This is a genomic window from Martinezella miluonensis, from assembly GCF_900094545.1.
Taxonomy (GTDB): domain Bacteria; phylum Pseudomonadota; class Alphaproteobacteria; order Rhizobiales; family Rhizobiaceae; genus Rhizobium; species Rhizobium miluonense.
In genome coordinates this window covers 88,671-99,996 of sequence record NZ_FMAH01000015.1, presented here as the reverse complement: position 1 = coordinate 99,996, position 11,326 = coordinate 88,671, and the positions used below count along the sequence as shown (strand labels likewise).

General features: G+C 58.4%; 11 protein-coding genes. 9 read left to right on the top strand and 2 right to left on the bottom strand.

Translation table 11 applies throughout. The features are described from left to right. Nucleotides 1-2 precede the first annotated feature (2 nt). The 6 genes from GA0061102_RS14610 to GA0061102_RS14585 all read left to right on the top strand — a co-directional run bounded on the left by GA0061102_RS14610 (nt 3) and on the right by GA0061102_RS14585 (nt 5,778). Nucleotides 3-854 carry a glycine betaine ABC transporter substrate-binding protein gene (locus GA0061102_RS14610; protein WP_092849262.1) on the top strand — a complete coding sequence of 284 codons (852 nt, stop codon included), beginning with the start codon at nt 3-5 and terminating at the stop codon, nt 852-854. An 87-nt stretch (nt 855-941) separates the two neighbouring features. Then, nucleotides 942-2,033, top strand: a complete 1,092-nt coding sequence (locus GA0061102_RS14605; RefSeq protein ID WP_092849256.1) for a quaternary amine ABC transporter ATP-binding protein — start codon at nt 942-944, stop codon at nt 2,031-2,033. A gap of 14 nt (nt 2,034-2,047) precedes the next feature. Then, complete coding sequence (locus tag GA0061102_RS14600; protein WP_092849253.1) at nt 2,048-2,896, top strand: ABC transporter permease; 849 nt, start codon at nt 2,048-2,050, stop codon at nt 2,894-2,896. After that, nucleotides 2,893-3,750 carry an ABC transporter permease gene (locus GA0061102_RS14595; protein ID WP_092849249.1) on the top strand — a complete coding sequence of 286 codons (858 nt, stop codon included), beginning with the start codon at nt 2,893-2,895 and terminating at the stop codon, nt 3,748-3,750. The genes GA0061102_RS14600 and GA0061102_RS14595 overlap by 4 nt, the downstream gene beginning before the upstream one ends. Nucleotides 3,751-3,766: 16 nt before the next feature. Then, nucleotides 3,767-4,765 carry a 4-hydroxyproline epimerase gene (locus GA0061102_RS14590; protein ID WP_092849242.1) on the top strand — a complete coding sequence of 333 codons (999 nt, stop codon included), beginning with the start codon at nt 3,767-3,769 and terminating at the stop codon, nt 4,763-4,765. Between the two features lie 26 nt (nt 4,766-4,791). Next, a complete protein-coding gene (locus GA0061102_RS14585; protein WP_092849239.1) occupies nt 4,792-5,778 on the top strand; it encodes a GlxA family transcriptional regulator in 987 nt (328 codons plus the stop codon). A gap of 87 nt (nt 5,779-5,865) precedes the next feature. Here the strand turns inward: GA0061102_RS14585 and GA0061102_RS14580 are convergent, their stop codons facing one another. Further along, complete coding sequence (locus GA0061102_RS14580; RefSeq protein ID WP_092849233.1) at nt 5,866-6,753, bottom strand: LysR substrate-binding domain-containing protein; 888 nt, start codon at nt 6,751-6,753, stop codon at nt 5,866-5,868. A gap of 107 nt (nt 6,754-6,860) precedes the next feature. Here GA0061102_RS14580 and GA0061102_RS14575 point away from each other — a divergent pair, with 107 nt between their 5' ends. The 3 genes from GA0061102_RS14575 to GA0061102_RS14565 are packed head-to-tail and all read left to right on the top strand — an operon-like array spanning nt 6,861 to nt 10,521. Continuing rightward, nucleotides 6,861-8,114, top strand: a complete 1,254-nt coding sequence (locus GA0061102_RS14575; protein ID WP_092849222.1) for an aromatic ring-hydroxylating oxygenase subunit alpha — start codon at nt 6,861-6,863, stop codon at nt 8,112-8,114. Next, on the top strand, nt 8,104-9,192 hold the full coding sequence (locus tag GA0061102_RS14570; RefSeq protein WP_092849215.1) for an FAD-binding oxidoreductase: 1,089 nt from the start codon (nt 8,104-8,106) through the stop codon (nt 9,190-9,192). The genes GA0061102_RS14575 and GA0061102_RS14570 overlap by 11 nt, the downstream gene beginning before the upstream one ends. 48 nt (nt 9,193-9,240) lie before the next feature. Further along, a complete protein-coding gene (locus GA0061102_RS14565; protein ID WP_092849212.1) occupies nt 9,241-10,521 on the top strand; it encodes a M24 family metallopeptidase in 1,281 nt (426 codons plus the stop codon). 94 nt (nt 10,522-10,615) lie between these two features. Here the strand turns inward: GA0061102_RS14565 and gfa are convergent, their stop codons facing one another. Further along, nucleotides 10,616-11,188, bottom strand: a complete 573-nt coding sequence (gene gfa / locus GA0061102_RS14560) for an S-(hydroxymethyl)glutathione synthase (protein ID WP_092849209.1) — start codon at nt 11,186-11,188, stop codon at nt 10,616-10,618. Between the last annotated feature and the right edge of the window lie 138 nt (nt 11,189-11,326).

Here is an 11,326-nt window from a genome sequence, read left to right as displayed (position 1 = left end):
AAATGAAGACTTTGTGGAAGGCGCTCTGCGCAGCCGCGATGGTCGGAATGACCGTATTTTCCGCGCATGCGGAAGAGAAGAGCATCACCGTGGGAACGATGTCATGGGAGGACCTGACACCGATCACTGGGATCACCAAAAAAGTGTTGGAGGATGCCGGCTACACCGTGAAGGTCGTACCATTCTCCGAATGGGGCATTGCCTATGCAGCGCTCGGCAAGGGCGACATCCAGATCCTCGCCTCTCAGACCGACTATGTGGCACAGGATTACTGGGATAAAAACAAGAAACGCCTCGAGAAGATTTCGCCGGTCTCGCACGGCCTGTTCCAAGGCGTTGCCGTACCGAAATACGTACCGATCGACTCCATGGACCAGTTGAACGCCAATGCCGACAAGTTCGGCGGCAAGATCGTCGGCATCGAGCCGGGTTCGGGCCTGATGCGCGATACTGCCAATGCCGTCAAGGGCTATGACCTGAAACTGCAGCTCGTCGAGGGCAGCACCGCAGCCATGACTGCGGCCCTGAAGTCGGCCGTCGACCGGAAGGAATGGATCGCCGTGACCATCTGGGAGCCATCCTGGATGATGCAGAAATACGACGTGAAATTCCTGAAGGACCCCAAGGGCATCTTCCCACCGCCGCAAAGCTATTACTGGGTCGGCAAGAAGGGATTCTCCGCCGATTATCCGCATGCGCGTGAAGTCATCGCCAGCGTCTATGTGCCGCTTGCCGACATCACCGCGATCAACAGCGCCGTGAATGACGGGAAAACGATGGATCAGGCAGTCGCCGCATGGATCGGCAGCCACGCCGATCTCATCAAGCGCTGGGAAAACATCAACACCAACTGACGCCTAACACGGGTCGCCATCAGGGCGGCCCGCATCCCTCAACGAAGACGAACAGGCCGGCAATGGACTGGCCCCGCGGGGAATACGATGAACACTGTCATGGATAACGCCAATGAAGTCCTGGTCGATTGCCAGAACGTTTGGAAGATATTCGGTGCGCGCGCGACCGCCGCTGTGAAGGCCGTTTCCGAACGCGGCCTCTCCAAGAAACAGGTGCTTCAGGAATTCAATTGTGTCGTCGGTGTCTCCGATGCCCATCTTCAGGTCCGCCGCGGCGAGATCTTCTGCATCATGGGGCTTTCCGGAAGCGGCAAATCCACCTTGGTCCGCCTGCTCAATCGCCTTATCGAACCGAGCCTTGGCAGGATCGCGATCAAGGGCCGGGAAATTGCCAAGTTGAATGCAGCCGAGCTGCGCGACATGCGCGCACGCAACATCGGCATGGTATTCCAGAGCGTGGCGTTGCTGCCAAATCGCACGGTCTTGGAAAATGCGGCCTTCGGGTTGGAAGTTCGCGGTGTGCCGAAAGAGCAGCGCAACACGACGGCTCGGGCTGCGCTCGACAAGGTCGGCCTTTCCGACTGGACAGCCCGGTATCCCTCGGAATTGTCGGGCGGCATGCAGCAACGTGTCGGCCTCGCCCGCGCCCTGGCGGCCGACCCCGAGATCATTCTCATGGATGAGCCGTTCAGCGCACTTGATCCACTCATCCGCCGCCAGTTGCAGGACGAGTTCCGGCAGTTGACGAAGTCGCTCGGAAAGTCCGCGGTCTTCATCACGCATGATCTCGAAGAAGCCATTCGTATCGGCGATCGTATCGCCATCATGAAGGACGGCGTCATTGTCCAGGTGGGAACCGCGGAAGAGATCGTAACGAAGCCCGCCGACGACTACGTCGCCGATTTCGTGGCTGGCATATCCAGGGTTCATCTCGTCAAGGCGCATTCGGTGATGCAATCGATCGCCGAATACAGGAACCTGCAACCGCAGCAGGACGTGAACGCACTGCCAACGACCAATCCGGAGGCGGATATCGGCGAACTCATCGACCTGACGATGAAATCGGAGCGCGATGCCCTGGCAGTGGTCGACAATGGTTCCATCGTCGGCGTGGTCACGACACGCGGGCTGCTTCGGGGCGTCGCCGGATCCCCAGCGCAACAGAATATGACGGCCTGAGAGGACGAAAGCAAATGGACATCTCGGTCATTGCAGACGCATTCGATGCCTGGACCGACGACGCGCTAGGCTGGATCAGCGACAACGGCAACTGGATATTCGACCCATTACGGACCGTGCTGGAGGGAACGTACAATGGCGTTCTCTGGCTCCTTCAACTCCCGCCTTTCTACGTCATCGCGATCATCGGGGCACTGTTTGCATGGCGGCTGATCAACGTCGCATCCGGTCTTCTTGCCGGCTTGGCACTTTTCTTCTGCGCGGTCATGGGCCTTTGGAACGAAACCATCAGCACCCTTGCACTTGTGACCACCGCCACGCTCTTCGCCTTGATGATCGGAATCCCGATGGGGATTGTCGCAGGATTTCTGCAATGGTTCGACAGGTTCCTGGAGCCGATCCTCGATCTCATCCAGACGCTGCCTCCCTATATCTACCTTCTTCCCGCCATTGCGCTTCTTGGCTTTGGCCCTGCAACCGCATTGGTGGCGACGTTCATCGTCGCAATGCCCCCCGCCATTCGCCTGACTTCGCTCGGCATCCGCATGACACCGCCTGCCTTCATTGAATTGGGCCAGGCGAGCGGCCTGACACCATGGCAGATGTTCACGAAAATCAGGCTGCCATTTGCGATTCCAAGCGTCATGGCCGGCATTAACCAGAGCTTGATGATGGCATTCGGCATGGTGGTGATCGCCGGTATCGTTGGTTCCGGCGGCCTCGGCCAAACCATCTACAGCGCGGTACGCACGCTCGATATGGCGACATCGATCAACGCTGCGATCGCGATCGTCATCCTGACCATGGTGCTCGACCGATTGACGCAGAGCGCGGCCCGCCGCGCCAAGGTAGGTGCAAGATGAATCTCGATCTCCTTCGGTTCTCGCCCGGCATATATTTCGCTCCGGCCGTCGACTGGCTGAACACCAACTTCCATCCCCTTTTCGAGGCCATCACCAATGTGATCGAAGCCGTGCTCGGGGCCTTGGAATCCGCTCTGCTCTACCCGCCGCCCTATGCGGTCATTGTCGCTGCCGTCCTGCTGGCCGCTCTCGCGATCAACATCAGGGTCTCGGTGGTTACGGCAATCGCCCTCGCCTTCTGCCTACTGGCAGGACTTTGGGCCGCGTCCATGCAGACACTCGCCTTGGTAACGGTGGCGGTCGCCATTTCGGTCACGATCGCATTTCCCTTCGGCATCCTTGCGTCACGCCACAAGGGCTTCGAGATCGCCATAAGGCCGCTGCTCGACATTATGCAAACGGTACCGCCGTGGGTCTATCTCATCCCGGCAGTCATGATCTTCAGTCTTGGCCGCGTGCCAGCGATCATCGCCACAATCGTCTATGGCGTGCCGCCGATGCTCCGCCTGACGACACTGGCATTCAATCAGGTGCCGAAGGATCTTCTGGAACTCGGTCAGGCCACTGGCGCACCACCGCGTTCGATCCTGTTCAAGATCGAGATACCGTCCGCCATGCCCACCCTGCTTGTCGGCCTCAACCAGTGCATCCTTCTTTCGCTGGCTATGGTCGTCCTTGCCGGGCTCGTCGGGGCGGGCGGGCTGGGAGCCGAGGTAACCCGGGGCCTGACCCGGATGGAAATGGGGCTCGGCCTGCGCGCCGGGCTCGCCATCGTTGCCATCGCGATCCTGCTCGATCGGCTGTCGAAGGGCGTCCTGCAAGGACGGTCGCGGTCTTCGGACATGAATGCCTGAGCGGAAAGACCATCGAATGCGTCACAGCTTTTTCTGCATCGACTCCCATACCTGCGGCAATCCGGTAAGGCTGGTTGCCGGTGGCGGACCTTTGCTTCCACACCTTCCGATCGCCGAACGTCGTGAAATTTTTGTGCGCGATCATGACTGGATCCGGCAAGCATTGATGTTCGAGCCGCGCGGCCACGACATCATGTCCGGGGCAATCATCTATCCCGCCTTTCGTGACGACTGCGACTTTGCGGTTCTCTTCATCGAAGTCAGCGGATGTCTGCCCATGTGCGGAGCCGGGACGATCGGGCTGGTGACGGCGGCGATCGAGGAAGGCCTCGTCACACCGCGCATTCCCGGAAAACTCTCGATCGAGACACCGGCGGGCCGCGTCGACATCGACTATGACAAGCCTGGTGAGTTTGTCGAAGCCGTCCGCATGTTCAATGTCGCAAGCTATCTGCATGCGGCGGATGTCGAGGTGGATGTGCCAGGACTCGGCCTCCTGACGATCGATGTCTCCTATGGCGGAAATTATTATGCGGTCGTCGAACCGCAGGGAAACTGGCCCGGCTTGGATGGCATGTCGAGCGATGACATCGTCGACATCAGCAGGAAGCTGCGGGATGCCCTCGCACCGATTTGCGATCCGGTTCATCCGGAAAACCAGCGGATTCGCGGAGTTCACCATGTCTTATGGTGCGACGCCCCGACGAGTGACAACGCCGATGGTCGAGGCGCCGTTTTTTATGGCGACAAGGCGATCGACCGCTCCCCCGGCGGCACTGGAACTTCGGCACGATTGGCGCAGTTGCATGGCAAGGGTCGCCTGAGGGTTGGCGACAGCTTTCGGCAGGAGAGCTTGATCGGCACCATATTCGAGGGCCGCATCGAGGCCGAAGTGAAAATCGGAGACTTCAAGGGCATAAAGCCCAGCGTTGGAGGCTGGGCCCGGATCATCGGCCACAACACGATCTTCGTCGACGATCACGATCCCTTGGCGTATGGTTTCCAGATCAAGTAGAAGGGCTTGATCACACGAGGCGATGCATGAAATCCGTCAAAGATGAAGTTAAACACAGTCCCTTAAAAGTCGGGTTTGTACTCGCACGATCATTTACTCTTTCCGCCTTCGCGTTGTTTATCGATACGCTGAGATTGGCGAGCGACGAGGCCGACAAATCCGGCAGAGTGCTGGCCGATTGGCATTTGCTGGGGAGCACACGGCATCTCATCACATCCAGCTGCGGTGTCCAGGTCGCACCGACATCGGATTTTATCGACCCGCGCGAGTTCCACTACATTGTGGTGGTGGGCGGGCTTTTGAACTCCGACGTCACGATCGACAGTCAAACCTCGGACTATCTGAAGAGAGCTGCAGCTCAAAAAATCCCGCTGATCGGGGTTTGCACCGGCACATTCATTTTAGCGCGTCTCGGTCTAATGAAGACACACCAAACCTGCGTCAGCTGGCTTCACTATCAGGCCTATCGGGAGCAGTTTCCGGACAACCCGGTTCGCTCCGACCGCCTGTTCAATCTCGATCGGAACCGCGGATCATGCGCTGGCGGCAGCAGCTCTGCCGATATGGCTGCCTTTCTCGTCAGACGGCATATCAGCAAGGACGCTGAACGAAACGCGCTGGAAGTCCTGCAAATCGAGCGAGCCCGATCTGGGCTAGACATACAGCCGCGCAAGCCGCTTGCCATCCAATGTCAGGATCCGCGCCTGAAGGCGGTCCTGATCACCATGGAGAGCCATATCGAAGATGTCATACCGACCGAAGATCTTGCGGCATCCGTCGGGTTGTCGAGGCGACAGCTCGAACGCTTGTTCACGGAGGAAATGAAAACGTCGCCTGGAGCCGTCTACACACGCATTCGCATGGAACGCGCCAAGCAGTTGGTTCTCCAGACACAGGCGCCGCTCATCGAAATTGCGCTCGAGGTCGGCTTTGACAGCGCTTCCCATTTTGCAAGGCTCTTTCGCAGGCTCTATGGCCAATCACCGACGGAGCTGCGCCGCGCACATGCCTGAAGCGTTCGTCCAGACCTAGCGCGGCAACGCCCACGAATTTCCAAACCATTGCATTTGCCCCTCCGATGGGAGACCAAACGATTGAGATCAGCCGTGGAGCGCTGCGGTCAACCAGGCTGCCGCCTGGTCGCTGGCGATCGTTCGTCTTGCCTTCAGCGGCAGCAAGACGTTGTAGCGGCCTTCATCCATCAGTTTTGAATCGTCGCATGGCACGAGCGTTCCATCCTCCAGGAATGTCTGGATGAGCGCTCCCCAGCCGAGCGCCACGCCTTGCCCTGCCCGCGCGGCGAAGATCGTTTCCGTGTAATGATTGAAGCGAAGCGAGGGCCGTGCTTCAAATGTCGCGCTCGATTTGGCAAGCCACTGCGTCCAGGACAGCCAGGATCGATCCGCCGCATCCGTCTCGATGAAATCGTCCTTTGCCGACAAGGGCCCGGCTGCTCGTCTTCGAAAATACTCCGGCGAACAGACCGGCATGATGACGTCCCCGCGCGACGCTATGACCGTTCCATCACCGAATGGAGGCGAGCCATATCGGATCGCGATATCAACCTCACCGCTGTCGAGGTCGATCTTTGCGTCCTGCGAGATGACCCTGATTTGAATGCCCGGGTTGCGGTCGCGAAAATCGGCCAGGCGCGGAAGCAGCCAGAACGAGGAAAAAGCGACAGTCGCTCCGATGGTGACCACGGCCTGGGACGATGCTTTGATCGCCTCGATCGTATCCACAATATTGGCGAAACTCTGCGCCAATGACAAACCCAGCGTGAGACAGGCGGCGGTCGGCTCAATGGCGCGATGTTTACGCAGGAACATTGGTTGGCCAAGCTCATCCTCGAGCAGGGCGATCTGCCGGCTGACCGCCGCCTGTGTGACACCCAGTTCTCCGGCCGCAGCCGTAAAGCTCTTTCGTCTGAGGACCGCCTCCAGCATCAGCAGTCCGGTCAATGACGGCAGACGTCTCCGAAACCGCATGCGCCCCTCCATCCATAAGTCTAGGTTATGTCAACTTGAGAATTAATGCCGTTGAAAGCACTGCGGAGCAAGCGCACGCTGCAGATATCAACGCATAAGAGGCGCTCATGCTAAACAGACTTCCTTCGTCAATTTCGGCACTCCTTGACGCCCGCGCGGACGGACATTCCCTGCCGGCAGGCCTCTATACGCGCGAAGACGTCTTCGACGCGGATATGGACGTGTTCTTCCATAGGCACTGGATTTGTGTCGGGCTCGACTGCGACGTGCCGGAGCCTGGTGACGCCACGGTCATCGACATTGGCAACACGAGCCTGATCCTCCTGCGTGATGACGACAATGAGATCCGTGTTCTACACAATGTCTGTCGCCATCGCGGCTCCCGTCTCCTCGATGCAGGCAAGACGATCATCTCGAAGCTCGTCTGTCCCTATCACACCTGGACCTACGAATTGACGGGCGAATTGAGCTATGCGCCGCACATGGGCAAGGAGTTCGACAAGGATTGTCACGGCCTCAAACCCGTCGCATTCAAATCGATTGGTGGCCTCATCTACATCTGTCTTTCCGACAATCCCCCCGAAGATATCGATGTCCTGGAAAAGACCATGGTGGAGCGGCTGGCACCCTACGATATCAGGAATGCCAAAGTCGCCCATCAGACCGATGTCATCGAAGACGGCAACTGGAAGCTCACGATGGAAAACAATCGTGAATGCTATCATTGCTCGGCAAACCATCCCGAGCTTTGCGTGTCGTTCGTCGATCTCGATTTCGGCTTCGATCCCGAAACGCTGAGCCCCGATGATCGCGCCCAGGCCGAAGAGCATTTCCGGCTCTATGAACAGAAAACGACGGCCTGGGAGGCAGATGGCTATCCTTCTGCCGCCGTCGAACAGCTTGCGGACTGCGCGACCAACTTCAGAACCCAGCGTCTGATCATCGCCGGCGCCGGTGAATCCCAGACACACGACGCGACGGCGGCATCATCGAAGCTGCTCGGGCATATGACCCGCAAGGATCTCGGCGACACCCATCTATGGGGGCACAATAGCTGGAACCATTTCATGGGCGATCACGCCGTGGTGGCGACCGTCATCCCCCTGTCCGCCGGCAAGACTTTGGTCAGAACCAAATGGCTCGTCCACAAGGACGCCGTCGAAGGCGTCGACTATGATCTCGACAAGCTGACGGATGTCTGGATCGCGACCACGGACCAGGATGCCAACCTGGTCGCACGCTCCCATGCCGGTGCCCTTGATCCCGCCTATCGGCCGGGTCCCTATTCGCGCTTTTCGGAGACCAACCTCGATAAGTTCGCGACCTGGTACATTGATCGGATGCGCGCCCATGGCTACTGACGTCATGCAGAAACAAAGCATTTCGGCCACCCCTGGCAGTTGGGATAGCGAGCACGACGACGCGCTCGTCTGTATCGACATCCACCAGGAAACCCATGATGTGCGCAGCTTCACCTTCGCATCCTGCGAAGGCAAGCGCTTCGGCTTCGAAAGCGGCCAGTATTTTCTGTTCGATGTCCCTGTCGGCGATGCTGTCGAACCGCGCTGCTACAGTATTTCGTCGTCACCGCATCGACCCAACGCCTTCACGGTTACCGTCAAGAGGGTCGCAAGCGGCAGAGCGTCGAACTGGCTCCACGATAACCTTGCCGTTGGGATGAGATTAAAAGCGCAAGGTCCTCTCGGGCACTTCATTCGCCCACGCGATAGTGCGCGAAAACTCCTTCTTCTCTCCGGTGGATCCGGCATAACGCCGGTCATGTCGATCGTGCGCGACCTGGCTGATAGCTGCGAGCCGTCAGACATCGCCTTTGTCCATGCGGCGCGCACACCGCTCGATCTCATTTTCCGGCAAGAGCTCGCATGGCTGGCCTCGAAAATGAAGGGATTGAGGTTGCACTTCCTGCCGGAAGGCGTCAGTGGTGAGCCATCCTGGCCAGGGCTTACCGGGCGTATCTCGCCGGAATTCATCAAGCTCGCCGTGCCCGATATCGCCGACAGAATTGTGATGTGCTGCGGCCCGGCGCCCTTCATGGCCGCGGCACGCTCGATATCATCAGCCCTTGGTGTCCCGCCCTCCAATTATGTCGAGGAGAGTTTCGATGCAGCGGTGATCGACGAGGCGGAGACTGCCGCGGAGGAGACGCCGAGTAACGAGGTCTTCGAGGTCGAGTTCGTAAAGCAGGCTCGCAAGATTGCTGTTTCAAGCGAGCAGACGGTCCTGTCGACCGCCAAGAAATCCGGCGTACGGCTGCCGTCCTCCTGCGCAAACGGCGTCTGTGGAACATGCAAATCCAAATTGCTCTCAGGCTCGGTCGAGATGAATCATAATGGCGGAATAAGGCAGCGAGAAATCGATGCCGGGCTTTTCCTGCCCTGTTGTTCAAAGCCCCTTAGCGATCTGGTCGTAGATCGGTAGGCATCGCATTACGCAGCACCAGTTATCAGATAACAAGGATCCAGGCGCATGCTGCAAGGCAATGTCTCGTCATCAGAACAGGCGAGTTCGCCAGTTTTCAAAGACGAGCGCAAGCAAGCATATCTCAATCCTGAAGGTGCGGATCGTCCGCTCATCAGTCCGATCCCGGATGCGACGCTTCATCGTGCTCGCCGCTATCGCCTGGAGCGCCTGCGTCTGAAGATGAGAGATTGGGACTGTGGCGCATTGCTGCTCTATGACCCCGTTAACATCCGCTATGCCTTCGATTCATCCAACATGAGCGTCTGGACGATGCATAATCCGTCGCGATATGCGCTCATCCTGGCCGATGGTTCGGCAATTCTCTTCGAATTCGAGGGCGCCGAACATGTCAATGAGGGGCTTCCCGGCATTGATGAGATACGATCGGCAAAATCCTGGCTCTTCTTCACAGCGGGCAATCTTGTCGAGGATCGCCTCAAGGAATGGGCCGACGAAATCTGCGATATTATCTGTACGCAGGGTACGAACCTTCGTATTGCGGTCGACAGGCTTGAGCCTGCCGGCGCCTTCGCCCTGAAAGAGCAAGGCCTGACACTGCTCGACGGCCAGGAACTGGCTGAGCGGGCTCGCTCTATCAAGAGCGCTGACGAGATCGACCTCATGCGATGGACCATCCGCGTGTGCGAAGCCGGCATGGCGCGAATGTACGAGGTTTCCGAGCCGGGTCGGACCGAGAGGGAAATCTGGGCGGAACTCCACTTCGAAAATGCGCGTAGCGGCGGCGAATGGCTTGAAACAAAACTGCTGACGGCTGGCCCGCGCACGAACCCCTGGTATCAGGAATGTTCGGACTACATCATCAAGCGTGGCGATATGATATCCTTCGATACCGACATGATCGGTCCTTATGGCTATTGCGCAGATCTTTCACGATCCTGGACGTGTGGCCACGTCGCCATGAACACCAAACAAAGAGAGCTCTATTCGGCCGCCAGAGACCAGATCGAACACAATCTGGCGGTTTTGCGACCCGGAATTAGCTTCGCAGAATTCAATGAGCTTTCGTGGCGTATTCCGGAAAAATACCAGCCATACCGGTATACCCTGGCGCTCCATGGCACGGGCATGGCAGACGAATGGCCCGGCATTTTCCTCCATCCCGACTTCGACCGCAATTGCAGTGGCGTCATTGAGGAGAACATGGTTGTGAACGTCGAAAGCCTGATTGCGGAGGATGGATCCGAGAGCATCAAGCTTGAAACGCAAGTCCTGATTACGGCGACGGGCGCGGAGAGACTTGATACATTCCCGTGGGAAGAAATCTGACGCGGCCTTGAGTTGAGGGCAGTATTTTGGTTCCGCTCCACCTTTCGGATCGGATGGAATGTGGGAGTGCCGAGCAAGCACTCCCACGAGCCGTTTAGGCTGCGAGCACCCCGTTTTTCTTCGCCGTCCAGGTGGCCATATAGTCCATCAGGGCGGGAGACAGGCAATCGTAGGGTTCGAGACCGAGCTCTTTCAGCCGCGAACGGACGCCCTCCATCTTCGATGGTTCATAGCCGCTTTCAATGATCGAAGACACGAAGGCTGCAAAGCCGGGCGCTGCCCAGCCCCTTTCCTGGAAGCGCTCGGGATGAATGAATGACAGCCCCTGGAATGGATGTTCACGCTCGACGGGCCCGTACATATGGACGCCGCACTCCTTGCATGCATGGCGCTGGATGAGCGCGGAGGGATCCACAACAGCAAGCTTGTTGCCGTTTTCGATAACCTCGATCTCGCTCGACGGCGCGACGGCGACGACCGAGAAGACTGCTCCTTCAGGCTTCCAGCACTTCGTGCATCCGCATGCGTGATTATGGGCGATGTCGCCCTTCACTTTCACCTTCACGGCGTTGGTCGTGCAATTGCACACGAGCGTACCTCCTGCAAAGGAGGCATCCGTCGCCCGATACCCGGAATCCACCGTCGGATGGATCGTCACAGTACTCATGGTTCTTTCTCCTTCCCTTCCGGGCCGGAGCAGAATGTCCCGGCCAAGCTGCACTCATTCTGCAGACCCTTCGGCACGCCCATAAAGGTCGTCCTCCCGCGGAAAACTTCGGGAACATTCGGAGAGCCTAGTACATCC